General features: G+C 66.8%; 22 protein-coding genes. 15 read left to right on the top strand and 7 right to left on the bottom strand.

Features of this window, described 5'->3' with window-relative positions:
- Nucleotides 1-737: 737 nt before the first annotated feature.
- Entirely contained in the window at nucleotides 738-1,388 is a 651-nt protein-coding gene (locus QRM95_RS19215) for a hypothetical protein (protein WP_285249024.1), read from the bottom strand.
- A gap of 18 nt (nucleotides 1,389-1,406) precedes the next feature.
- On the opposite strand from QRM95_RS19215, the gene QRM95_RS19210 reads away from it, so the two are divergent.
- The 10 genes from QRM95_RS19210 to QRM95_RS19165 all read left to right on the top strand — a co-directional run bounded on the left by QRM95_RS19210 (nucleotide 1,407) and on the right by QRM95_RS19165 (nucleotide 11,487).
- Nucleotides 1,407-2,444 carry a hypothetical protein gene (locus QRM95_RS19210; RefSeq protein ID WP_285249023.1) on the top strand — a complete coding sequence of 346 codons (1,038 nt, stop codon included), beginning with the start codon at nucleotides 1,407-1,409 and terminating at the stop codon, nucleotides 2,442-2,444.
- 6 nt (nucleotides 2,445-2,450) lie between these two features.
- Nucleotides 2,451-3,440, top strand: a complete 990-nt coding sequence (locus QRM95_RS19205) for an HAD-IIA family hydrolase (protein WP_285249022.1) — start codon at nucleotides 2,451-2,453, stop codon at nucleotides 3,438-3,440.
- Nucleotides 3,441-3,449: 9 nt separating this feature from the next.
- Nucleotides 3,450-3,698, top strand: a complete 249-nt coding sequence (locus tag QRM95_RS19200; protein ID WP_285249021.1) for a hypothetical protein — start codon at nucleotides 3,450-3,452, stop codon at nucleotides 3,696-3,698.
- On the top strand, nucleotides 3,698-4,513 hold the full coding sequence (locus QRM95_RS19195) for a TlyA family RNA methyltransferase (protein ID WP_285249020.1): 816 nt from the start codon (nucleotides 3,698-3,700) through the stop codon (nucleotides 4,511-4,513). Before QRM95_RS19200 ends, QRM95_RS19195 begins: the two co-directional genes overlap by 1 nt.
- A gap of 13 nt (nucleotides 4,514-4,526) precedes the next feature.
- The gene (locus QRM95_RS19190) at nucleotides 4,527-5,552 is read left to right on the top strand and encodes an NAD kinase (RefSeq protein ID WP_285249019.1); all 1,026 of its coding nucleotides are present in this window, start codon (nucleotides 4,527-4,529) and stop codon (nucleotides 5,550-5,552) included.
- 4 nt (nucleotides 5,553-5,556) lie between these two features.
- Entirely contained in the window at nucleotides 5,557-7,296 is a 1,740-nt protein-coding gene (gene recN / locus QRM95_RS19185) for a DNA repair protein RecN (protein ID WP_285249018.1), read from the top strand.
- Nucleotides 7,297-7,323: 27 nt separating this feature from the next.
- Nucleotides 7,324-9,099 (top strand): CTP synthase, encoded by a 1,776-nt coding sequence (gene pyrG / locus QRM95_RS19180; protein ID WP_285249031.1) that lies wholly within the window; start codon nucleotides 7,324-7,326, stop codon nucleotides 9,097-9,099.
- A 27-nt stretch (nucleotides 9,100-9,126) separates the two neighbouring features.
- Nucleotides 9,127-9,786, top strand: coding sequence for an NUDIX domain-containing protein (locus QRM95_RS19175; protein WP_285249017.1), 660 nt, complete (start codon nucleotides 9,127-9,129; stop codon nucleotides 9,784-9,786).
- Complete coding sequence (xerD, locus tag QRM95_RS19170; RefSeq protein WP_285249016.1) at nucleotides 9,786-10,829, top strand: site-specific tyrosine recombinase XerD; 1,044 nt, start codon at nucleotides 9,786-9,788, stop codon at nucleotides 10,827-10,829. Before QRM95_RS19175 ends, xerD begins: the two co-directional genes overlap by 1 nt.
- Before the next feature lie 175 nt (nucleotides 10,830-11,004).
- The gene (locus QRM95_RS19165; protein ID WP_285249015.1) at nucleotides 11,005-11,487 is read left to right on the top strand and encodes an 8-oxo-dGTP diphosphatase; all 483 of its coding nucleotides are present in this window, start codon (nucleotides 11,005-11,007) and stop codon (nucleotides 11,485-11,487) included.
- Nucleotides 11,488-11,601: 114 nt separating this feature from the next.
- Here the strand turns inward: QRM95_RS19165 and QRM95_RS19160 are convergent, their stop codons facing one another.
- The 4 genes from QRM95_RS19160 to QRM95_RS19145 all read right to left on the bottom strand — a co-directional run bounded on the left by QRM95_RS19160 (nucleotide 11,602) and on the right by QRM95_RS19145 (nucleotide 15,874).
- Nucleotides 11,602-12,741, bottom strand: coding sequence for a bifunctional 2-methylcitrate synthase/citrate synthase (locus QRM95_RS19160; RefSeq protein WP_285249014.1), 1,140 nt, complete (start codon nucleotides 12,739-12,741; stop codon nucleotides 11,602-11,604).
- A gap of 61 nt (nucleotides 12,742-12,802) precedes the next feature.
- Entirely contained in the window at nucleotides 12,803-13,705 is a 903-nt protein-coding gene (gene prpB / locus QRM95_RS19155) for a methylisocitrate lyase (RefSeq protein WP_109864181.1), read from the bottom strand.
- Nucleotides 13,705-15,225 carry an MmgE/PrpD family protein gene (locus tag QRM95_RS19150; protein WP_285249013.1) on the bottom strand — a complete coding sequence of 507 codons (1,521 nt, stop codon included), beginning with the start codon at nucleotides 15,223-15,225 and terminating at the stop codon, nucleotides 13,705-13,707. Before QRM95_RS19150 ends, prpB begins: the two co-directional genes overlap by 1 nt.
- Nucleotides 15,218-15,874 carry a GntR family transcriptional regulator gene (locus QRM95_RS19145; RefSeq protein ID WP_285249012.1) on the bottom strand — a complete coding sequence of 219 codons (657 nt, stop codon included), beginning with the start codon at nucleotides 15,872-15,874 and terminating at the stop codon, nucleotides 15,218-15,220. Before QRM95_RS19145 ends, QRM95_RS19150 begins: the two co-directional genes overlap by 8 nt.
- 173 nt (nucleotides 15,875-16,047) lie before the next feature.
- On the opposite strand from QRM95_RS19145, the gene QRM95_RS19140 reads away from it, so the two are divergent.
- Nucleotides 16,048-17,952: a propionyl-CoA synthetase gene (locus QRM95_RS19140; protein ID WP_285249011.1), complete on the top strand. Its 1,905-nt coding sequence runs from the start codon at nucleotides 16,048-16,050 to the stop codon at nucleotides 17,950-17,952.
- A 25-nt stretch (nucleotides 17,953-17,977) separates the two neighbouring features.
- On the opposite strand, the gene QRM95_RS19135 is transcribed toward QRM95_RS19140, so the two are convergent.
- Nucleotides 17,978-18,691 (bottom strand): response regulator, encoded by a 714-nt coding sequence (locus QRM95_RS19135; protein WP_285249010.1) that lies wholly within the window; start codon nucleotides 18,689-18,691, stop codon nucleotides 17,978-17,980.
- Entirely contained in the window at nucleotides 18,688-20,322 is a 1,635-nt protein-coding gene (locus QRM95_RS19130) for a sensor histidine kinase (protein WP_285249009.1), read from the bottom strand. The genes QRM95_RS19135 and QRM95_RS19130 overlap by 4 nt, the downstream gene beginning before the upstream one ends.
- A 158-nt stretch (nucleotides 20,323-20,480) precedes the next feature.
- On the opposite strand from QRM95_RS19130, the gene QRM95_RS19125 reads away from it, so the two are divergent.
- The 4 genes from QRM95_RS19125 (at nucleotide 20,481) to scpB (ending at nucleotide 24,450) form a co-directional block, all read left to right on the top strand.
- Nucleotides 20,481-21,824, top strand: a complete 1,344-nt coding sequence (locus QRM95_RS19125; RefSeq protein WP_285249008.1) for a cation:dicarboxylate symporter family transporter — start codon at nucleotides 20,481-20,483, stop codon at nucleotides 21,822-21,824.
- A 231-nt stretch (nucleotides 21,825-22,055) separates the two neighbouring features.
- Nucleotides 22,056-22,955, top strand: coding sequence for a ParA family protein (locus tag QRM95_RS19120; RefSeq protein WP_018763515.1), 900 nt, complete (start codon nucleotides 22,056-22,058; stop codon nucleotides 22,953-22,955).
- Between the two features lie 8 nt (nucleotides 22,956-22,963).
- Nucleotides 22,964-23,779: a segregation and condensation protein A gene (locus QRM95_RS19115; protein ID WP_285249007.1), complete on the top strand. Its 816-nt coding sequence runs from the start codon at nucleotides 22,964-22,966 to the stop codon at nucleotides 23,777-23,779.
- 2 nt (nucleotides 23,780-23,781) lie between these two features.
- Entirely contained in the window at nucleotides 23,782-24,450 is a 669-nt protein-coding gene (scpB, locus tag QRM95_RS19110) for an SMC-Scp complex subunit ScpB (RefSeq protein WP_285249030.1), read from the top strand.
- Nucleotides 24,451-24,497: the final 47 nt, after the last annotated feature.

Genomic DNA, 24,497 nt, shown 5'->3' with positions numbered 1-24,497 from the left:
CGATGGTACTGCACCCGGGAGGGTGTGGGAGAGTAGGACACCGCCGGACACACACTCGGTCGAGGCCCCAACCAACACGGTTGGGGCCTCCCACATTTAACACCACAACCCCACCAACCCCCACTCACACCCGACACACCACCCACCAACCCCCGCTCACCTCTGACAGGCCACCCACCAACCCCCGCTCACACCTGACAGGCAAAACCGGAACGCCCGCTCACACCTGACAGGTAAAACCGGAACGCCCGCTCACACCTGACAGGTAAAACCCGAACGCCCGCTCATACCTGGAGGGTAACCCGCAACAACTGAGCGGGCGTTGGGGGAGAAGCTGCCGGATGTGAGCGCGCGTTTGGGTTGGGGCTGCAGGATGTGAGCGGGCGTTGAGGGCGCAGAGCGGGTCGGGCGCGGATAAGGCCGGATCCACCTGGTGCCAGTTGTGAAGATTGCCACGATTCGGCCGCCAGGGCTCCCGCTGTCCCGCGGGATTTTGCGTCTCCACTAGAATTGATGAAGATACACGGACTTCGAAGCGCTTGATTTCGGGTTGCGTAGGAAACGAAACGAGCGGCTGCAGTTGCGCCAGTGGTCGGCTCATAACAGGAGGAATCCAAATGGCCGAGCACAACGGTGGCAACCGCGGCAATGATCGGGGGGCCTTCCGAGGCAACAACAATTCCGGCGGGGACCCGCGCGGGTTCCGCTCCAGGTCGGATCGTGAACCCCGTGGCGGATCAGCAGGCGGCAGTGATCGGGATCGTAAGCCGTTTGGTGATCGTCCGCGCCGTGATGGTGAGGGTGACCGCCGTGGGTTCAGCGGCGGTGGCGACCGTGACCGGAAACCGTTCGGTGACCGTGACCGGAAACCGTTCGGTGACCGTCCGCGCCGTGATGGTGAGGGTGACCGCCGTGGGTTCAGCGGCGGTGGTGACCGTGACCGGAAACCGTTCGGTGACCGTCCGCGTCGCGATGGTGAGGGTGACCGCCGGGGATTCAGTGGCGGTGGTGACCGTGATCGTAAGCCGTTTGGTGATCGTCCGCGTCGCGATGGTGAGGGTGACCGCCGGGGATTCAGTGGCGGTGGTGACCGTGATCGTAAGCCGTTTGGTGATCGTCCGCGCCGTGATGGGGAGGGTGACCGCCGTGGGTTCAGCGGCGGTGGCGACCGTGACCGGAAACCGTTCGGTGACCGTGACCGTAAGCCGTTTGGTGATCGTCCGCGTCGTGATGGTGAGGGTGACCGCCGCGGATTCAGTGGCGGCGAGAACCGCAAGCCGTTCGGGGACCGCCAGGACCGCGCGCCCCGCAGTTTCGATCGTGGAGATTCCCGTGCAGACTCGGGGAGGGGCGGTTCCGGTGCCCGCGGCTTCGGCCGTGACCGCCAAGAGGAGCGCCCCGTCCGCGTGCCGAACGCAGCCGATCTCCGCAGCGCCAACCGGCCGGACCGCGAACGTTCGCCCGAAATCGATGAGGACGTCACGGGCAAGGAACTGGACCGCGCCACCCACCACCAGATCAAGACCCTCGAGCCGAAGAGCGCTGAGTGGGTGGCCCGCCACCTGGTGATGGCCGGCCGGTTGATCGATGACGAACCTGAGCTGGCGTTCCAGCATGCCCTCGCCGCGAGCCGGCGTGGTGGACGGCTTGCAGCCGTCCGTGAAGCGGTGGGCCTGACCGCCTACGCAGCCGGGCATTACGGCGAGGCGCTCCGCGAATTCCGCACGTTCCGCCGGATCAGCGGCTCCAACGTACACCTCCCTGTCATGGCCGACTGCGAACGCGGCCTGGGACGCCCGGACAGGGCGCTGGACGTTGCCCGCTCCGAGGAAGCCCAGGACCTTGACGCACCCGGAAAAGTGGAACTGGCCATCGTCGCGGCCGGCGCCCGCACCGACCTCGGCCAGCTGGATGCCGCTGTAGCCGAGCTCGAGATCCAGCAGCTGGACATCAACCGGGCATTCTCCTACAGCCCGCGGCTGTTCCGCGCCTACGCTGACGCCCTCGCCGCTGTTGGCCGCCAAGCAGAGTCGGAGAAGTGGAGCCGGCAGGCCGTCGTTGCCGAAAACGCCCTCGGCCAGGGCGCCGATGAAGAACCCGAAATCATCGACCTCGGCTGGGACGAAGAGGAAGAAGCCCGGGAAGAAGCCGAACGTCGGAAGCTGCTGGACCGTGCGTCCGCGTCCCCGGACGCAGGGGGCTCCGAAACCGAAGGCTCCGCAACCGCTTCAACGGAGAGCGCCCAGGCCGGGCGCGCCCCCGAGGCCAAGACGGTCCAGGACAGCAATCTCGACGACCAGGACGCCGACTACTTCGTCTCCGACGACGCCGAATCCGACCCGGACTCGGTGGAAGAGGACGAGCTTGTTACCGACGCCTCGGAAGAAGGCCACGAAGACGGGGCAGGCAACGCCCCGCACACCGACGAACGCCGGGAGGACTGACACCGGATGAGTGACGTTTCCCTGGTTTCCCGCTTCGACGCGCTCCTCGCAGACCTGGACGGCGTGGTCTACGCCGGCCCGCACGCCATTCCGGGCGCTGTCGACGCGCTGAAGCAGCTCTCCGGGCTGGGTATCGGGCTGGGCTACGTAACGAACAACGCCTCGCGCTCACCGGCGGAGGTGGCCGAGCACCTTCGCGAGCTCGGCGCCCCGGCAGAGGACAACCAGGTGGTCAGCTCGTCCCAGGCGGCGGCGGACCTGCTGGCATCGCTTCTTCCAACCGGCTCACATGTCCTGATCACCGGCAGTTCCGCACTGGCCCGGGAAATAGAGCTGGCAGGCCTGGTACCCGTTGGCAGCCAGGACGAGGAACCGGTGGCCGTGGTGCAAGGCTTCAGCCCGTCCATCGGTTGGAAGGACCTGGCGGAAGCCTCCTACGTGGTGTCCGCCGGTGCCCTGTGGGTTGCAACAAACACCGACATGTCCATTCCGCAGGCCCGCGGCATCGCACCCGGGAACGGGACCCTGGTGGCCGCCGTCGCGGCGGCGACCGGACAGAAACCCAAAGTCGCCGGCAAACCCGAGGCACCGCTGTTCCACTCGGCCGCCAAGCGCCTCGGGGCCGAGCGGCCCCTGGTCGTTGGCGACCGGCTGGACACGGACATCCTGGGCGGCAACAACGCAGGGTTTGCCACGGTCGCCGTCCTGACCGGCGTCGACACCCGGGAAAGCATCCTCGCGGCGCGGTCCGCGGAACGGCCCGACTACATCATCGAAAACCTCGCCGGGCTGCACCGTCCGTACCCGGACGTGACGCACGACGACGGCACTTACGCCTGCGGCCAGGCAACGGCCCGCGTGGCCAACGGCGCGGTGGGCATCATTGGCAGCAAGGAAAACATTGATTCCTGGCGGGCAGCATGTGCCGCCTGGTGGGCCTCGACCCCGGACGCATCCGCCCCGCAGGCGCCCAAGATGGTGTGGATGGATCACTAGGATGGTTCCATGACTGAGCTGACGGAACCGGACAACGTGCCAGCCCAGCCTGCTCCCGAGTGGCCGCAGGCCGACGGACAGGACATCCCCGATCCACACGTGGCGCAGTCCCTGTACCGGCTGCAGGAGATACCCCTGCTGCCAACCGCCGGTCACGAAGACCTGTACAACCGCCTTCACGACGAACTGCTGGCCGCGCTCAACACCGACCCCACGGACGCACCTGCCGCCAATGCTCCCGCAGGAGGCGGCGCCTGATGCCCGTCCGCCTCGACCAGGCACTGGTGGCCCGCGGCCTGGCACGGTCGCGCACGCACGCGGCGTCGCTCATCGCGGAGGGCAAGGTCAGTTCCGGCGGCCAGGTCCTCGCCAAAGCATCCCTCCAGATCGATGACGGCCGGGACATCGCCGTCGAGCACGATGACCAGGATGTTTACGCCAGCCGAGCCGGTCACAAACTGGCCGGTGCCCTCGACGCCTTTCCGGCGATCACCGTCCAGGACAAAAGGTGCCTCGACGCCGGCGCCTCCACCGGCGGCTTCACGGACGTCCTGCTCCGCCGCGGGGCCGCGCACGTGGTGGCGGTCGACGTCGGGCACGGCCAGTTGGTGCCGCACCTCCGCAACGATCCGCGCGTGGCCGTCCACGAGGGAATGAATGTCCGGTACATGGCGCCGGAGGACATCGGCGGGACCTGCGCCCTGACGGTGGCCGACCTCTCCTTCATTTCGCTCACCCTCGTGGTGCGCCCGCTGGCGGCCTGCACCCACCCCGGCGGCGACCTGGTGCTCATGGTGAAGCCGCAATTCGAAATCGGCAAGGACCGCCTGGGCAGGACGGGCGTGGTCACGTCGGAGCGCGAACGCCGGCTGGCCGTGGAGAAAGTCGCCATGGCGGCTCTCGACGCCGGGCTGGACCTGTGCGGGCTGGCGGTCAGCCCGCTTCCGGGACAGGATGGCAACGTCGAATACTTCCTGTGGATAAAACGCAGGAACACCCAAGACTTGCCTAAGATCGAAGAGCGAGAGGCAGCAGCCGCTGCGTTGCTCGGACAAATCTGGCCGAACCACTAGAGAGCGGAACCTGATGAGCAGGCGTGTATTGGTCCTTGCCCACACCGGCCGCGAGGAATCACTGAAGGCTGCCTGGGAAGCCTGCGCCCTGCTGCACGCGTCGGGCATCGTCCCCGTGATGCAGGAGTCCGAGCTCGGGGACATGGAGCGGTTTTTTGGCCACCTGGCCCAGCCGGTGGAGGTGCTCCACGACCATGTCCAGCTGCCCGACGTCGAACTCGTTATGGTCCTTGGCGGCGACGGAACCATCCTGCGCGCTGCCGAACTGGTCCGCGAGGAGGACGTGCCCCTGCTGGGCGTCAACCTGGGGCACGTAGGCTTCCTGGCCGAAAGCGAACGGGCGGACCTGGCCCAGACCGTCGAATGGATCGCCAGCCGTGAATACACGGTCGAAGAGCGGATGACCATTGACGTCCAGGTATGGGTCAGGGGACAAAAGATTTGGCACACCTGGGCTTTGAACGAAGCCGCCATCGAGAAGGCCAACCGCGAACGGATGCTCGAAGTCGTCACCGAAGTGGATGAGCGCCCGCTCACATCCTTCGGCTCCGACGGCATCGTACTGGCCACCCCCACTGGTTCAACGGCCTACGCGTTCTCTGCCGGAGGCCCCGTGGTCTGGCCGGAGGTGGAAGCCCTGGTGATCGTGCCCATCAGTGCGCACGCACTGTTTGCCAAGCCGCTGGTTGTCTCGCCCCGGTCCAGGCTGGCCGTCGAGGTCCTCGGCCGGACCGACGCGCAGGGCGTGCTGTGGTGTGATGGCCGGCGCTCGGTGGACCTGCCGCCGGGTGCCCGCGTCGAGGTCACCAAGTCCGCCAACCCGGTGCGGCTGGCCCGCACCCACCAGACACCTTTCTCCGCCCGCCTAGTCCGCAAGTTCGAACTGCCCATCCACGGCTGGCGCGGCCCCGTACCCAAGGCCGATGCTGTGCACACCGGTCCCATCCCGCTGGTCCGCACGCCACGGCCCATGCCGCCGCTGCAGGTCCCGGAGCCGGACGGCGCCGGCGGCGACCCCGATCCGTCGACTGCAAAGTGAATCCATGATTGAAGAACTGAGAATCCGCGATCTGGGCGTCATCACGGACGCGACGCTGCCGCTCGGCCCGGGCCTGAGCGTGGTGACCGGCGAAACCGGTGCCGGCAAGACCATGGTGGTCACCGCCGTCGGCCTCCTGCTGGGTGCCCGGTCGGATGCCGGGGCCGTCCGCAGCGGCGCGAAGAGCGCCACCGCCGAGGCCGTCCTGAAGCTTGAAGCCGGGCACCCGGCCATCGCCCGCGCCCTTGATGCCGGCGCGGAAGCAGAAGAGTTCGACGACGGCGCCGAGCTGATCCTGGCCCGCCGCCTGGGTGCGGACGGCCGCAGCCGGGCGTTCCTGGGCGGCCGGGCCGCTCCGGTGGGTGTACTGGCCGAGATCGGCGAGTCGCTGGTGGTGGTGCATGGCCAGTCGGACCAGATCCGGCTCAAGAGCGCCACGGCCCAGCGGGAGGCGCTGGACAAGTTCGCCGGCGATGCCCTGGCCGGGCCCTTGGCCGCCTACCAGGAGCTCTACGGCCGGTGGAAAGCCAGCCAGGCAGAGCTGGACAGCCTGCGCAGCGCCGCCCGCGACCGGCTCCGGGAAGCGGAGTCGCTGGAGGCGGCCCTCGCAGAGATCGATGGCGTGGACCCGCAGCCGGGCGAGGACGAGCAGCTGAAGGCCGAAGCCGTAAAGCTTGCCAACGTCGAGGAACTGCGGATCGCCGCCAGCACCGCCCACCAGGCCCTCATCGCCGAGGACTTTGGCGAAGCCGCCGATGCAACGACGCTTGTGGATGCTGCCAAGCGCACCCTGGAGCATGTGGCAGAGCACGATGCCGAGCTCGGTTCCGCCGCCGCACGCCTGGCAGAAGTTGGTTTCCTGCTCAACGACATCGCTACGGAACTTGCCAGCTACCAGGCAGGACTGGACTCGGAGGGGCCGGAACGGCTTGCCGAAATCGAGGACCGCAGGGCCGCCTTGGCCAAGCTGGTCCGCAAGTACGCGCCCACCATTGACGAGGTGCTGGTGTGGGCTGAAACCGCGCGGGTCCGTTACGACGAACTGCAGGACGACTCCTCCCGGATCGAGGCGCTGGATGCCGAGGTGGTCCGGGCCGAAGCGGAGCTCCAGAAGCAGTCGGCCGCGATCAGCAAGATCCGGTCCAAGGCCGCCAAGGACCTCTCGGCCCGTGTCAGCGCCGAATTGACGGCGCTGGCCATGGCAGACGCCACCCTGGTGATCAACCTGGAATCAGCCGGACAACTGGGCCCGCACGGCGCGGACGACATCAGTTTCCTGCTCCAGCCCCATTCCGGCGCCCCGGCCCGGCCGCTGGGCAAGGGTGCATCCGGCGGTGAATTGTCCCGCGTCATGCTGGCCATCGAGGTGGTGCTTGCCGCCGTGGATCCGGTCCCCACGTTCGTCTTCGACGAGGTGGACGCCGGAGTCGGCGGACGGGCCGCCGTCGAGATCGGCCGGCGGCTGGCGATGCTGGCACGCCACGTGCAGGTGCTGGTGGTCACCCACCTTCCCCAGGTGGCCGCCTTCGCGGACCAGCACATCACTGTGACCAAAACCTCGGTCAGGGGAGCGGACGGCAAAACCGCCACAGGCTTCACGTCCAGTGATGTCCGCCTCCTCGACGGTCCCGAACGGGTCCGTGAACTGGCCCGCATGCTCGCAGGCCAGGAGGACTCCGAATCCGCGCAGGCACACGCCCGCGAACTGCTGGACGACGCCAAGCTCCTGCCCCAGCGGGCCTGACGGGACAACGACGGGATGGCTGAATTGATGATAGGCTCGAATTCCGTGGTGCAGCGATCAAATTCCCGTGTAAATTCCCGGTTCCCGGGCTCCTCCAAGACGACGAAGCACATTTTCGTCACCGGCGGTGTGGCGTCCTCGCTCGGTAAGGGACTGACGGCTTCAAGCCTTGGTCACCTGCTCCGGGCCCGCGGCCTGTCCGTGACGATGCAGAAGCTCGATCCCTACCTGAACGTGGATCCGGGCACAATGAACCCCTTCCAGCACGGTGAGGTCTTCGTGACCGACGACGGCGCCGAGACCGACCTCGACATCGGGCACTACGAGCGCTTCCTCGACGAGAACCTTGAAGGTTCCGCGAACGTGACCACAGGCCAGGTGTACTCCACGGTGATCGCGAAGGAACGCCGCGGCGAATACCTCGGCGACACCGTCCAGGTCATTCCGCACATCACGGATGAGATCAAGCGCCGCATGCGCCTGCCCGCCGAGGGAAAGAACGCCCCCGACGTCATCATCACCGAAATCGGCGGCACCGTTGGCGACATCGAGTCCCAGCCGTTCCTCGAATCCGCCCGCCAGGTCCGCCAGGACATCGGCCGCGGAAATGTATTCTTCCTGCACGTCTCGCTGGTGCCCTACATCGGGCCGTCCCAGGAACTGAAGACCAAGCCCACTCAGCACTCCGTGGCCGCGCTGCGCTCCATCGGCATCCAGCCTGAGGCGATCGTGATCCGTTCGGACCGCGAAGTTCCCGAAGCCATGCGGGAAAAAATCGGCCGGATGTGCGACGTCGACATCGACGCCGTGGTCAACGCCGCCGACGCCCCGAGCATCTACGACATCCCCAAGACCCTGCACTCCCAGGGACTGGACTCCTACATCGTCCGCGCCCTCGACCTGCCGTTCAAGGACGTCGACTGGACCAGCTGGGACAAACTGCTCGACGCCGTCCACAACCCCAAGCACCACGTCGAGATCGCCCTGGTGGGCAAGTACATCGACCTGCCCGACGCCTACCTTTCGGTGACCGAAGCACTGCGCGCCGGCGGCTTCGCCAACGAAGCCAAGGTGAAGATCCGCTGGGTCCCGTCGGACGAGTGCGAGACGCGCGAAGGCGCCATTAAGGCGCTCGACGGCGTCGACGCCATCTGCGTGCCGGGCGGCTTCGGCATCCGCGGACTTGAAGGGAAGCTCGGCGCCCTGAAGTTCGCCCGCGAAACCAAGCTCCCCGTCCTGGGCCTGTGCCTGGGCCTGCAGTGCATGGTCATCGAGTACGCCCGCAACGTGGTGGGCCTGGAGGGTGCCTCTTCCAGCGAGTTCGAACCGGACTCCAAATACCCCGTCATCGCCACCATGGAGGAACAGCTCGAGTTCGTCGAAGGCGGCGGAGACCTCGGCGGAACCATGCGCCTGGGCCTCTACGAAGCCAAACTTGACGAAGGCTCCGTCATTGCCGGGACGTACGGCGCCACCACCGTCAGCGAACGCCACCGGCATCGGTACGAGGTCAACAACAAGTACCGCCAGCAGATTGCCGACAAGGGCCTGGTCTTCTCAGGTACCTCGCCGGACGGCAAGCTGGTGGAGTTCGTCGAGCTGCCCGCCGACGTGCACCCGTACTACGTGGCCACGCAGGCACACCCCGAGCTGAGCTCGCGGCCTACCCGCCCGCACCCGCTGTTCGCAGGCCTGGTCAAGGCGGCCCTGGACCACCAGGGCGCCGGATCCCGGGCGGTTGCCGACACGGCTGCGCCCGTGGCCGGGAAGGCCGCGGCATCCGCTACGGTTACCGCTAAGTAGTCAATAGAGCAGAAGAAGGACGGCGCGATGCCTGGTACACCTGAAACCACCCCTGCAACGCAGGTTTCGGATGCACCAAGCCCGCGCCGTCTTTTGTCTACCGAGAAGGTGTACCAGGGCCGGATCTGGGACGTCGTCAGCGACACTTTCCAGCTTTCCGAGTCCGGGGATGCGCTGACCCGCGACTACATCGACCACCCCGGGGCAGTGGCTGTCCTGCCCATGGATGCCGAGGGCCGCATCCTGCTCCTGAAGCAGTACCGGCACCCGGTAGGGATGGATTTGTGGGAGGTGCCGGCCGGCCTGCTCGACGTCGAAGGCGAAGACTTCGTGGTGGGCGCCGCCCGCGAACTTGCCGAGGAAGCCGACCTCGCCGCCGGAACCTGGCACGTCCTTGCCGACGTCTTCAATTCGCCCGGCTCATCCAGCGAAGCAATCCGCATCTACCTGGCCCGCGACCTCACCGAAATCCCGGAGCACGAACGCCACGAGCGGACCGACGAGGAAGCGGAGATCGAGTTCCACTGGGTCAGCCTGGACGATGCCGTGGCTTCCGTCCTGGCCGGACGCCTGCACAACCCGTCCGCCGTCGTCGGGATCCTTGCCGCCGCAGCCGCCCGTGCCGGCAACTTCCAGGAACTCCGCCCCGCCGACGCCCCCTGGCCCGCACACCCCAGCCAGCGCTGATGGGTCCCGGTCCTTCGGCTGAACCGGTGCCTTCCGTCGGAACGGCACCGTACACCGCTGCGGCCGCTGCGGACGCGGAACCGGCCGCGGTACCGGCCGCAGGACGTTCCGGGGCCATCGACCGGGCCATTACCGACTACCTGCAACACGTGGGCGTGGAGCGGGGACTGGCCGCCAACACGCTGGCAGCCTACCGCCGCGACCTCGCCCGGTACGCCCGGTACCTCGCCGCCGCCGGCTGCAGCCGCCCGGAGGACATCACCCGGCACCACGTCACCGGTTACGTCCGCGCCCTTTCCGACGGTTCCGACGGCGGCTCCGCCCTGGGAGTGCGGTCAGCGGCCAGGACAGTGGTGGCGGTAAGGGGACTGCACAAGTTCTGGGCCCTCGAAGGGTACACGCCGGCCGATCCCGCCAGTGAGGTCCATCCGCCGATGGCCGGCAAGCGGCTGCCCAAAGCCATCAGCGTGGACGAGGTGACCCGGATCCTCGAGGCCGCGGGCACTGACACTGCCACCGGGTTGAGGGACCGGGCCCTGCTCGAGTTCCTCTATTCGACCGGAGCGCGGATCAGCGAGGCCGTGGGCCTGGACGTCGATGACATCACCCTCGCAGAACCCGGGGCCGGTCCCGCCATCGTCCGGCTTTTCGGCAAGGGCTCGAAGGAACGGCTGGTCCCGCTAGGGTCTTACGGAGCACGCGCCCTCGATGCCTACCTGGTCCGCGGCCGCCCGCTGCTCGCCGCCAAGGGCAAAGGCACACCGGCCCTGTTCCTCAATGCCCGCGGCGGACGGATCAGCAGGCAGAGCGCCTGGACCATCCTCAAGGCTGCCGCGGAGAAAGCCAACATCACCAGGGACGTCTCACCCCACACGCTGCGCCACTCGTTCGCCACCCACCTGCTCGAAGGCGGCGCCGATGTCCGGGTGGTGCAGGAACTGCTGGGCCACGCCTCCGTAACCACCACCCAGGTCTACACTCTGGTCACGGCCGATACGCTGCGGGAGATCTACGCCGCCGCCCATCCGCGGGCTCTGGGCTAGCCAGTCCCGGAGCCTGCCGGAGACAGGAAGAGATCGTCTATTCGGGCCAGGTTCAGGGTTACTTCCGCTGCGCCGAGGGACAGGGCCAGGAAGGAAGTGCCCAGTCCGGCCACGACTGTATCCCGCAGATGTGATGCAGCCCGGTATCCGCGGAGGTGCCGGTTAAGCTGGAGCCATGACCGCAGCCGCCGTGACTCTTTGCTTCCTGCTCCGTGACGGGGCCGACGGGACTGAGGTCCTTCTGGGGCTGAAGCAGACAGGTTTCGGCAAGGGCAAGATCGTGGGCATCGGCGGCCATGTCGAGCCGGGGGAGACCGGCCAGCAGGCCGCGGTGCGGGAAGTCCTGGAAGAAACCGGAGTGGTGCTGCAGGCGGAAGACTTGGCCGACGCCGGATCGGTCCACTTCGTCTTTCCGGCCCGGCCGGAATGGAACATGCAGACCAGGCTCTTCACCGCCCGCCTGTGGCACGGCGAGCCGGCCCCCAGCGACGAAATCCTGCCCGAATGGTTCCCGGTGGATACCCTGCCGGTCGAGCGGATGTGGCAGGACGCGGACCACTGGCTCCCCGTGGTGCTCGAAGGCGGGACCGTGAGGGTCGTGGTCACCATGGACGCCGACAACGAATCCGTCGCCTCGTCCGAAAGCCTATTGGGCTGACCTGCCGGGCAACCTTCGCCTGGACAGCCACGGTGTTTCCGGACAGCCATGGCGTTTAACGCCCGACGGCGGCCCGGGCACTTCGGTGCCCGGGCCGCCGTCGTCCACCACACGCTAGGGAAGGTGCCGTTCCTCCACGCCGTTGTACTCGCTCAACGGCCTGATCAGCGAGTTCGAGTCCAACTGCTCCATGATGTGCGCGGTCCAGCCGGTGATCCGGCTGGCCACGAACAGGGGAGTGAAGGTGGGGGTGTCGAAGCCCATGAGGTGGTAGGTGGGCCCGGCGGGGTAGTCGAGGTTCGGCTTGATGGCCTTGGCCTCGTCCATCGCGGTTTCCAGGCCGTTGTACAGCCCCAGCAGCTCCGGGCGGCCGTAGTGGGCGATCATCTTGTCCAGGGCGGCCTTCATGGTGGGAACGCGGGAGTCGCCGTGCTTGTAGACGCGGTGGCCGAAGCCCATGACTTTCTTCTTCTGCGCCAGGGCATCTTCCATCCATGCTTTGGCCCGGGCGGCGGCTTCTTCGAGGGATTCCTCCTGCCGGATGCCGATCTCATCGAAGGTGTGCATGACGGCTTCGTTGGCGCCGCCGTGCAGCGGACCCTTGAGGGCCCCGATGGCTCCGGTCACTGCGGAGTGCAGGTCCGAGAGCGTCGAGGTGATCACACGGGCGGTGAAGGTGGAGGCGTTGAAGGAGTGCTCAGCGTAGAGGATCATCGAGACGTTGAAGGCCTCCACCACTTCCGGGACCTGTTCTTCGCCGAAGGCCATCCAGAGGAAGTTTGCCGAGTAGCCCAGGTCATCGCGGGGTTCAACCACGTCCTGGCCGTGCCGGCGGCGCTGGTCGTAGGCCACCACCGCGGGCATGGCGGCGAACAGGTCGATGGCCTTGGCCATGTTGGCGTCGCGGGACGAATCTTCGGCCAGGGGGTGCCGTGCGCCCATTACCGAGGCTGCGGTGCGGCACACGTCCATCGGATGTGCCGTGGTGGGCAACGTGTCGATGACTGTCTTGACCACCGGATCCAGGGCCCGGCCGGCGCGTTCCCGCGCGGAAAATTCGGCGAGCTGCTCTTTGGCAGGGAGCTCCCCGTTCCACAGCAGGTAGGCGACTTCCTCGAAGCTGCACTTGGCAGCCAGTTCCTGGACAGGGTAGCCGCGGTAGAGCAGCGAGTTGGTGTCCGGGTTGACCTTCGACACCGCGGTGTAATCCACCACGACGCCGGCGAGGCCTTTTTTGATCTCATTTTCAGCCATGCTGAAACTCCTTTGTTCCTAACGCCTGTTGACCGGCCGGGGCCGGCAGTCCGGTGGGGTGTCAGATTCCGGGGATCTGGAAGTTGAAGACCCCGGTGTCAAAGCGGTTGTAGGCCTCGTAGTCGACGAGGTCATAGAGACGCGCGCGGGTCAGCATGCTCGAAACCTGGGCCTCCTGGGTGCCGTCGGATTTGATCGATTCCAGAGTACGCTCAGCAGCGCCCATGGCACTACGGAGCAGCGTTACCGGGTAGATCACCATGTTGACGCCGACGCCGGCCAGTTGGTCCACCGTGAAGAGGTCGCTTTTGCCGAATTCGGTCATGTTGGCCAGGATCGGGACGTCCACGGCATCGCGGATGGCCTGGAATTCGCTGAGGTCCTTCATGGCTTCCGGGAAGATTGCGTCTGCGCCGGCGTCAACGAGGGCCTTGGCGCGCTGCTGTGCCGCCTCGAGTCCGTCGGTGGCCCTGATATCGGTGCGCGCCATGATGAGGAAGTTCGGGTCGCGCCGGGCGTCGGCCGCGGCGCGGATCCGTTTGGTGGCGGTCTCGAGGTCCACCACGTTCTTGCCGTCGAGGTGGCCGCAGCGCTTGGGGTTGAACTGGTCCTCGATGTGGAGGCCGGCCAGGCCCGCGTTTTCGAGTTCCTGCACGGTGCGTGCCACGTTCATGGGTTCGCCGAAGCCGGTGTCGGCGTCGACGATGGAGGGCAGGTCCGTCATCCGGGCGATCTGCCCGGCCCGGGTGGCCACCTCGGTGAGGGTGGTCAGGCCGATGTCCGGCAGGCCGAGGTCGTTGGCGAGGACGGCGCCGGAGATGTACACCCCGGCGAAGCCCTTTTCCTCGATCAGCCGTGCGGAGAGCGGGTTGAAGGCGCCGGGGAACTGCTGGATGGTCCCGGAGGCGAGCAGTTCCCGGAACCGGATCCGCTTCTGCTCCGGGGTGGTCTTCGAATACAGCATTAGAAGAGTCCCTTCGGTGCTGCCGCCAGGTCGATGACGCCGGGGGCGGCAGTGATGTTCAGCTGGTCCAGCTCGCCTGCGGCGAGTTCGGGGAGGCGTTCGACGGCGGCGAGGAACCTTTCGATCTCGGCCTCCTCCACGAGCCCGGCGGCCAGGGTGCGGAACTTGTTGACGTACTGCTCGCGGGCGAACGGCCGGGCGCCCAGCGGGTGGGCGTCGGCGACGGCGATCTCGTCGGTGATGACGGTGCCGTCCTTGAGCGTGATCTCCACCGAGCCGCCGAAGGCCTTCTCGGCGATGTCCAGGCTGTGGTAGCGGCGGGTCCATTCGGGATCCTCCACCGTCGTGACCTTGTGCCAGAGTTCCACCGTGTCCGGCCGGCCTGCGCGGTCGGGGGAATAGGAGTCGACGTGGTGCCAGGCACCGTCCTGCAGGGCCACGGTGAAAATGTACGGGATGGAGTGGTCCAGGGTTTCCCTGGACGCGGTGGGGCTGTACTTCTGGGGGTCGTTCGCGCCGGAGCCGATCACGTAATGGGTGTGGTGGCTGGTCTTGATCAGCACGGACTCGACGTTGGCCGGGTCGGTGACCTCCGGGTGCTCGCCGTGCAACTTGCGGGCCAGGTCGATCCAGGCCTGGGCCTGGTATTCGGCGGAGTGCTCCTTGGTGTACGTGTCCAGGATGGCGCGCTTGGCCTCGCCGTCCTCGGGCAGCGGTACCGAGTAGTTGGCATCGGGGCCATCCAGCATCCAGGCGATCACGCCGTCTTCGCCTTCGTAGATCGGCACAGGCGAGGTCTGGCCGCGCATGGCACGGTCGGCGGACTCGACGGCCATCTTGCCGGCGAAGGCGGGGGCGTGGGCCTTCCAGGTGGAGATCTCGCCCTTGCGTGACTGGCGGGTGGCGGTGGTGGTGTGCAGCGCCTGGCCCACGGACTGGAAGATGGTCTCCACATCGAGGCCCAGCAGCGTGCCGATGCCGGCCGCGGCGGAGGGGCCGAGGTGGGCCACATGGTCGATCTTGTGCTTGTGCAGGCAGATGGCCTTGACCAGGTTCACCTGGATCTCGTACCCGGTGGCGATGCCGCGCACCAAGTCTTGGCCGTTGGAGCCGACGTGCTGGGCAACGGCGAGGATCGGCGGGATGTTGTCGCCCGGGTGGGAGTAGTCCGCGGCCAGGAAGGTGTCGTGGTAGTCGAGTTCGCGGACCGCGACGCCGTTGGCCCAGGCCGCCCATTCCGGGGCGACGCGCTCTTCGATACCGAAGACCTTGGAGCCCTTGCCGCCGGTGGTGGGGCCATGGGTGAGTGCCTGGGCGCGGGCGGCGACGATGGGGGCCCGGTTCAGGGACGCGATGGCCACGGAGGCGTTGTCGATGATCCGGTTGATCACCATGTCGGTGACGTCATCGGTCACCGCCACAGGATCCGCGGCCACCTTGGCGATCTTGAAGGCAAGCTGGTCCTCGCGGGCCAGGTTCTCTTCGCTCTTGTAGACGCGGACGTGGTGTTCCTTAACCATGGTGCTCCTTGTGGTGGGATGCGTGGGTTGCTTTGACGTGGGAGAGGCTGCGGTGCAGGTGCACAATCGTGGCTGCTTCGGCGAGCCTGGGGTTGCCGGCAGCGATTGCCTCGGCAATCGCCGCGTGCTCGGCCGCCGCGGCCGTCAGGCGCTCGGCGTCATCGGCGGCCAACCGGCGGATGCGGACCAGGTGCACGCGAAGGCTTCGCATGGCCTGGGCCAGGTAGGAGTTGGAGATGGCGGCATCGATGGCGGTATCCAGGCGTCCCACCAGCTCGTAGTACTCGTGGCGCGTGGGATCGTTGCCGTTGATCATCTCCGGGGCGCGGACCAGCTCGCCGCGCAACTGTTCGAAAGTGGCGGTATCGCCGCGGCTGGCGGCCAGCGCAGCGGCCTTGCCTTCAAGGGTTTCGCGCAGTTCGAACAGTTCGTCGATGTCCTCAAGGGAGATATCGGTGACCACCACGCCGCGGCCGCCCGGCGTCGTCAGGCCTTCCGCGGTGAGCCGGCCGAGGGCCTCGCGCAGCGGGGTGCGGGAGACGCCGAGCCGATCGGACTGCTCCACCTCGGCAAGGACGGTCCCGGGGGCCAGCCGCCATTCGACGATGTCGTCCCGGAGGGCGGCGTAGGCCTTCTCGCTGGCGCGCACGGAGGTCTCCTTCCTCGGTAGATGATCCTCAGTGTATACACAGACTGCGGTTGGACCAAGTAAATTCACCAATGCCCAGCTTTAGGCCGCGCTTGTGTATACACAAGGCTTGTGCTGAGCCTCCGGAGGAACTAGCATGACCTGCATCACAATGTCGTGGACGGGATGACTTCATGGGCACCAGCAGCTATCGGGAATGTTATGGGCGCAGCGTGCAGCAGCCGGAGGACTTCTGGCTCGACGCCGCCCGGGCCGTCGACTGGAGCGTCCAGCCCATACGCGCCCTGGATTCGAGCCGCGCCCCGCTCTACGGCTGGTTCCCTGACGGGGAGCTGAATACCTGCGTCAATGCGCTGGACCGGCATGTGGCCGCGGGCCGCGGAGACCAGACGGCACTGATCTACGACTCCGCCATGCTGGGCATCCAGCAGCGCTTCAGCTATGCAGAACTCACCGATCTTGTGGCCCGTTTCGCCGGAGTGCTCCGGCGTAACGGCGTGGGCAAGGGCGACCGGGTGGTGATCTACCTGCCCATGATTCCTGAGGCCGCCATTGCCATGCTGGCCACTGCCCGCCTGGGCGCAATCCATTCGGTGGTCTTCGGCGGCTTCGCCCCCAAGGAACTTGCCGCCCGGATCCGCGACGCCGCCCCCGCCGCCGTCGTCACCGCCTCGGGCGGGCTCGAGCCCTCCCGCCGGATCGAATACCTGCCGGCCGTCGCCGAGGCGCTGGAGCTCGCCGGAACGCCGGCGACCCCGGTGCTGGTCAAGGGCCGGGACGGCTTCAAGGACTCCGCGGCGGACCACGCCGGCTGGCTGGACTGGGACAGCGAAATGGCATCCGCGGATCCCGCCGCACCGGTGGACGTCATGGCCACGGATCCGCTCTACATCCTCTACACCTCCGGAACCACCGGCACCCCCAAAGGCGTGGTGCGGGACAACGGCGGCCACGCCGTCGCCCTGCGATGGACCCTGGAAAACATCTACGACGTCGGCCCGGGCGACGTCATGTGGACCGCCTCGGACGTGGGCTGGGTGGTGGGCCACTCCTACATCGTCTACGGTCCGCTGCTGGCCGGCGCCACCACCGTGATCTACGAGGGCAAACCGGTAGGAACCCCGGACGCCGGCGCGTTCTGGCGGGTGATCCAGGACCACAAGGTCAACGTGCTCTTCACCGCCCCGACCGCGCTGCGTGCCATCCGGAAGGCGGACCCGGAGGCAGTGTTGCTGAAGAACTTCGACATCTCCAGCCTGCGGACTCTCTTCGCCGCGGGGGAACGGCTGGACACGGACACCTTCCACTGGGCCTCCCACATCCTCGGCGTGCCGGTGGTGGACCACTGGTGGCAGACGGAAACCGGCTGGGCCATCTGCGCCAATCCGCGCGGACTGGACACACTGCCGATCAAGGCGGGTTCGCCCAGTGTTCCGATGCCCGGCTTCAGGCTGCGGATCCTCGACGCCGCCGGCGAGGAAGTGGAGGCCGGCACCGAAGGCAACATCGTCCTCGACCTGCCGCTTCCCCCGGGCACCCTTGCCACCCTGTGGCGGAACGACGAACGGTACATCTCCTCCTACCTGCAGGCCTTCGAGGGGAGCTACGCCACCGGAGACTCCGGCTATCGGGACGGGGACGGCTACCTCTTCGTGATGGGCCGCACCGACGACATCATCAACGTTGCCGGGCACCGGCTCTCCACCGGTGCCATGGAGCAGGTGATCGGCCAGCACCCGGCCGTTGCCGAATGCGCGGTGATCGGCGTCGCGGACTCCCTGAAGGGCCAGCGCCCCAGCGGCTATGTGGTGCTCAAATCCGGGGTGGACATACCCCCGGAACTCCTCGAGAAAGACCTGATCGCCCTGGTGCGGCGGGACATTGGCGCGGTGGCGGATTTCAAGCACGTCACGGTGGTGGAGGCCCTGCCCAAGACCCGATCCGGAAAGATCCTCCGCAAGACCATGCGGCAGATAGCCGACGGAGAGGAGTACACCGTGCCGTCAACCATCGAAGACCCCCGGGTCATTGACCAACTGGCCGGCGTACTGCGGCCGGGGCGCGCAGGAGGAGACTGAGCCGCAGGGATGTCCGCCCTGCACCTCAGCGGGCGGTCCACCGGTATTCGTTCTCCGGCCTGCCGGGGGTGCCGTAACGGGCCGTGCGGGAAACGGTGCCGGCATCGGCAAGGTATTCCAGGTACCTCCGCGCCGTTACGCGGGACATGCCCAGGGCATCCATGACCTCGGTGGCAGATACTGCGTCGGGCTGTTGGCGGAGGAACTCCTGGACCGAACCGAGGGTGGAGGTGGAGAGCCCCTTGGGCAACGGCAGTTCCGAGGGAGCCCGCAAGCTGGCAAAGGCCTGGTCCACATCACTCTGCGAGGCGCCCCCTCTGCCGGCCCCGGCACCGGACCCGGCCAACTGCTGCCTGAACTGGCGGTAGCTTTCGAGCTTGTCGGAGAACGTGGCGAACGTGAACGGCTTGATCAGGTACTGGACCACGCCGATGGCGACGGCACTGCGGACGATGGCCAGTTCGCGGACGGCGGTAATGGCGATGATGTCGGCGAGGATTCCGGCCGAACGCATGCGCCGGGCAATGTCCAGGCCGTGCAGGTCCGGCAGGTTCATGTCCAGCAGGACCAGTTCCACGGGCTCTCCGGCTGCCACGAACTCGTTCAGCAGCCGCAGGGCCGACTGGCCGTCCGGGGCGGTCCCGGCAAGCTCGAATCCGGGCAGCCGTCCCACGTAGGCGGCGTGGGCTGCGGAGGCGATCGCTTCATCCTCAACGACGAGGACCCGGATGTTGCTCACTGGGTGTGCTCCTTCTCCGGGGGCACCGCCGCGGGCAGGAATACTTCGAACTTGGCGCCGTTCCGTCCATTGATGGCCAGCGTACCGCCCAAACGCCCCACAGCCTGTCGGACCAGCGCCAGTCCGACCCCGCGGCCTCCGGGGCCGGCCGGCTTCGTGCTGAAGCCATGCCGGAAGATCAGTCCGGCATCGGCCGGGTCGATGGGGGTCCCGGAATCGTTGACGGCGATGTCCAGTCCTTCCTCGTCAGCTTCCAGGGTCAGCTGGACCCGCCGCGGAGCGGGAGCATCGGCTGCCGCGTCAATGGCGTTGTCCAGCAGGTTGCCCATGATCGTCACAAGGTCCTGGACTGCCACCCCCGGCGTTGAGCCCGAACCCAGGGTGGACACATCCAGCTGCACCCCGCGTTCGTGGGCCTCGGCCACCTTGCCCATGACCAGGGCGCCCACCACCGGTTCGTCGATGGAGCTCACCATGTCATCGGTCAGCTGCTGGCTTAACGCCAGGTCCTTCGTGGCAAACTCCAGTGCCTCCCCGGTCCGGCCCAGCTCAAGGAGCGAGACCATGGTGTGCAGCCGGTTGGCGTGTTCGTGGGTCTGCGCCCGCAACGCATCGGACAGGGTCCGCATGGTCTGCAGCTCGTTGCCCAGTGCTTCGATCTCCGTCCTGTCCCGGAGTGTCGCAACTGTGCCGTACACCGGTACCTTGCCGCGCGCACCGGGGGCCTCCGGGCCCCGGGCGGGGCCTTGGTTGACCACCAGCACGCGGGAACCTGTCAGGACCATCTCGTCCTTGGTGGTGCGTCCGGACTCGAAGAGGCTGCGAAGCTCGCTGTCCAGCGGGAGATCGGCCAACGACGGCGGCTTGGTGGGATCGTTGTTTCCGGTCTCGGTGAGGCCCAGCAGCTCGGCGGCCTGGTCGTTGTACATCACCACCCGCTTCCTGGCATCGATCAGGATCAGCCCTTCCCGGACCGAGTGGAGTACCGACTCGTAGTAGGCGAACAGCTGGGCCAACTGTTCGGGGCCCCATCCGCGGGTCACGCGGCGGAGGTACCGGCCCAGCAGCCAGGAGGCCAGGGACCCGCCCACCAGCAGGGCAATGCCCAGGGCCAGCAGCACGGGGAGCCGGGCAGCGAACGCAACGTCGACGTTGCGGACCGTCACACCCACAGCCACCAGCGCCTTGATTGTTCCCGCTGAATCCTTGACCGGAACGATGGTCCGGACGGAAGGGCCCAGGGTACCTGCCGTGACTTCCGTAAAGGTGCGCCCCTGCAGGGCGGCATCGATGGAACCGATGTAGGGGCGGCCCAGTTCCTCATCCCGGGGATGCGTCCAGCGGGTCCGGTCGGGGGCCATGATGGTGATGAAGTCCACCTGTGCCGCGGCGGTGACATCCTTGGCGTACGGCTGCAGGAGGACGGAGGGATCCGGCGTGGCTGCTGCCTGGAGCACCAAAGGATTGGCGGCGATGGAGGCAGCCACGCCCTCCATCCGGCGGCCGGCTTCGTCATAGGTCCGGTCCCGTGCGTCGAGGTAGGCGGCAGTTCCCACGATGGCGATGAAGCACACGACGATCAGAAGGTTCGCCACGAAGAGCCGGCGGGCGATACTCCAACGGTGGATCATGCGTACCTCCATCTGACCCTGCGGGTGCCGCGACCAATATGAACGCAACGGTGAGCTGGATCACGGGGTGCCCAATGATGGATATCACATTGCAAGGACGTATCGAGCCCAGAGCCTGTGCCGCAGCGTCTATCAGAATATCCACAAGGAGACACATCATGGCTTCTCAACGAGGAGAGTCGCTCGGAACCGCGACGCCGCGGCGCAAGGGACTGGACAAGTCCCACTACCTGTACATCGCCGTCATCGCTGCAGTTATCCTGGGCGCACTGGTGGGCCTGCTGTTCCCGGAGGTCGCCAAGAACCTCAAGCCGCTGGGCGACGGGTTCATCAAGCTCATCAAGATGATGATCGCGCCGGTCATCTTCTGCACCATCGTCCTGGGCATCGGATCCATCGCCAAGGCGGCCACCGTGGGCAAGGTGGGCGGCCTGGCGCTGGGCTACTTCGTCATCATGTCCACCTTCGCCTTGGCCATCGGCCTGGTGGTGGGCAACCTGATCCACCCCGGCGAGGGCCTGAAGCTCAGCCCCTATGACCCCAACAAGAAGGCAGCCACGGACAGCACCGTCGACTTCCTGCTGGGCATCATCCCCAGCGACATCCCCGTGCTGCCCACCCTGCTGGCGGCGATCCTGGTGGGCTTCGCACTGCAAAAGATGGGCCCCCAGGGCGCTCCGATCCTCAAGGCCATCGGCCACGGCCAGGCCCTGGTGTTCCGCATCCTCATCATGATCATGTGGCTCGCCCCGGTCGGCGCCTTCGGTGCCATCGCCGCCGTCGTGGGCGCTACCGGCGTCCAGGCCATCGTGAGCATGTTCACCCTGATGGTGGCGTTCTACATCACCTGTGCCCTGTTCATCGTCGTGATCCTCGGCGGACTCCTCCAGGTGGTGGCCGGCGTCAACATCTTCAAACTCATGAAGTACCTGGCCCGCGAATACCTCCTCATTTTCTCAACGTCCTCCTCCGAGGCTGCGCTCCCGCGGCTGATCGCGAAGATGGAACACCTGGGTGTCTCGAAGCCCGTCGTCGGCGTCACCGTTCCCACCGGATACTCCTTCAACCTGGACGGAACGGCCATCTACCTGACCATGGCGTCCCTCTTCGTTGCCAACGCCATGGGGACCCCGCTGGACCTCGGCGCCCAGATCTCCCTGCTGATCTTCATGATCATTGCGTCCAAGGGCGCCGCCGGTGTGACCGGCGCCGGCCTGGCCACCCTCGCCGCAGGCCTGCAGGCACACCGTCCCGAGCTGCTCGGCGGCGTGGGAATGATCGTCGGCATCGACCGCTTCATGTCCGAAGCCCGTGCACTGACCAACTTCACCGGCAACGCCGTCGCCACCGTCCTGATCGGCACCTGGGTCAAGGAGATCGACGGCGGCCAGGTCACCCGCGTCCTCTCCGGCGAGGCCCCGTTCGATGAGCAGACCATGATCGCCGGACACGGCGAAATGGCACCCAAGGAAGAAAGCGCCCTCGAGGTCGCCAAGGCCTGACCGGCACCTGCGACAACGCCCGAAACCGCCCCTGCAGCCTCCGCTGCAGGGGCGGTTTTGTTGCGTCCAGCCCTCAACCTTCGACCTCAACTAGAGGGTCAAGGCTCAACATTCGCGGAAAGTCAAGTTCCGTCGAATGCCGTGTCGGGCGCTGTAACCTAAGGATCAGAACGAACGGCGCTGGCGAGCCAGCGGCAGGAAATCACCGTCATCGAAAGTGTGGACAGATACGTGAGCAGCGAACAGGGTTCAGCAACTCTGGAGGGCACGGAATTCGACCTGGAAAACGCGGTGATGGGCCCCACCGGGCGCCCATACCGGGAGTTCCCGGAACCCGCGCCGCTGTCCTCCCACGGCCCGGCCCGCGTCATTGCCATGGTCAACCAGAAGGGCGGCGTCGGGAAGACGACCTCCACCATCAACCTCGCCGCAGCGCTCGCGGAATACGGCCGCCGCGTCCTGCTGGTGGACTTCGACCCCCAGGGTGCGCTCTCGGCGGGCCTGGGAGTCAATCCGCACGAGCTTGACCTGACCGTCTACAACGTCCTGATGGACCGGAAGGTGGACATCCGCGACGCCATCCACCAGACCGGCGTCGAGAATGTCGACCTCCTGCCGGCCAACATCGACCTCTCCGCCGCGGAAGTCCAGCTGGTCAACGAAGTGGCACGCGAGCAGGTCCTGGACCGTGCACTCAAGAAAGTCGAAGACGATTACGACGTCGTCCTCATCGACTGCCAGCCGTCCCTCGGCCTCCTGACCGTCAACGCCCTCACGGCAGCACACGGTGTCATCATTCCTCTGATCTGCGAGTTCTTTGCGCTCCGCGCGGTGGCGCTCCTGGTAGAAACCATCGACAAAGTCCAGGACCGGCTGAACCCGCGCCTGCAGGTGGACGGCGTGCTGGCCACCATGTACGACGCCCGCACCCTGCACAGCCGGGAGGTCATCACCCGCCTGGTGGAGGCCTTCGGCGACAAGGTCTTCGAGACCGTCATCAAGCGCTCCATCAAGTTCGCCGACGCCACAGTCGCCGCCGAACCCATCACCAGCTACGCGGGGAACCACGTGGGGGCTGACGCCTACCGCCGGCTGGCCAAGGAACTGATCGCCCGCGGCGGCGCACCATAACCAACGCCGTGGCCGAACCAAAGCCCGGCTTCGAGGTGCGGCTGGCCAACTTCACCGGCCCTTTCGACCTCCTCCTGGGCCTCATTGCCAAGCACCAGCTGGACATCACCGAGGTGGCCATCGCCACGGTGACGGATGAGTTCATCAAATACATCCGGAAGCTCCAGGAACTCGGCGAAGAATGGGCGCTGGATGAGGCAAGCGAATTCCTGGTGATCGCCGCGACTCTGCTCGACCTGAAGGCGGCACGGCTCCTCCCCGCCGGCGAGGTCGAGGACGACGAAGACATCGCCCTCCTCGAAGCGAGGGACCTGCTCTTCGCCCGGCTGCTCCAGTACAAGGCCTTCAAGCACGTGGCCGGAATCCTGGGCGAGACCCTGCACCGGGAGGGCCGGCGCTTCCCGCGGCAGGTGGCACTGGAGGAGCAGTTCGCGGCGATGCTTCCCGAACTCGTCTGGAAGCACACGCCTGAACAATTCGCCGCCCTGGCCGGGGCCGCACTCCGGCCCAAGGCTCCGGCGCAGCCGCCGCAGGTGGCCCTTGGCCACCTCCACGGGGGCAACGTCAGCGTCAAGGAGCAGGCCGAGATGCTGGGGCTGCGCCTGCAACGGCAGTCCCCGCTGACCTTCCGCTCCCTGATCGCCGACGCCGAGTCAACCCTGGTGGTGGTCGCCCGGTTCTTGGCGCTGTTGGAGCTGTTCCGCGACAAGGCCGTCTCGTTCGACCAGCTGTCCCCGCTGGCAGAGCTGGCAATCCACTGGACAGCCGATGGCCGGGACTGGTCGGCGGAGCATCTCAGCGAAGAATACGAGGAACAATCGTGAACCTGGAACCGCAACAGCCGGAGCCGGAAGAGGACTTTGGCGATGCCCACGACGCCGAAGGGCTTCCCGGGGGCGCCAAGGCCGCCCTTGAGGCCGTCCTGATGGTCCTGGACGAGCCGGCCACGGAGGATGAGCTCGCCGCGGGGGTCGGCCTCACGCCCGCCTCGGTGCGCTCCCTGCTGGAAGAACTTCAACGCGAGTATGACGGCTATACTGTTAACGCCCCGGATATGGAGAATGCCAGCCACGCTGGTTTTGGCTCCAGGCCCCGGGGTTTTGAATTGCGGAACATCGCCGGTGGCTGGCGGATCTACTCACGCGCCGAATTTGCCGACATCGTGGGCAAGTACGTGCTCGACGGGCAGACCACCAGGCTCACCCAGGCGGCATTGGAAACACTGGCTGTCATCGCGTACCGCCAACCCGTTTCACGGGCCAGGGTGTCTGCAATTCGCGGAGTCAATGTTGATTCTGTCGTACGGACACTCGCCCAGCGCGGGCTGATCGAGGATGCGGGAACCGATCCCGAGTCCGGCGCAATCCTTTACCGGACCACCTCCTATTTCCTTGAACGGATGGGAATCGGTTCAGTGGGGGAGTTGCCCCACCTGTCGCCGCACCTACCGGGGCTCGACGGGATCGCAGAGTTCTACGACGCCGACATGATGTAGGCAGGGCACGCCCTGTCCGCGTCAATTCACTTACCAGGGCAGACGAA

Source organism: Pseudarthrobacter sp. efr-133-R2A-89, from assembly GCF_030209315.1.
Lineage (GTDB): Bacteria > Actinomycetota > Actinomycetes > Actinomycetales > Micrococcaceae > Arthrobacter.
This window is presented reverse-complemented; position numbering and strand designations above follow the sequence as displayed.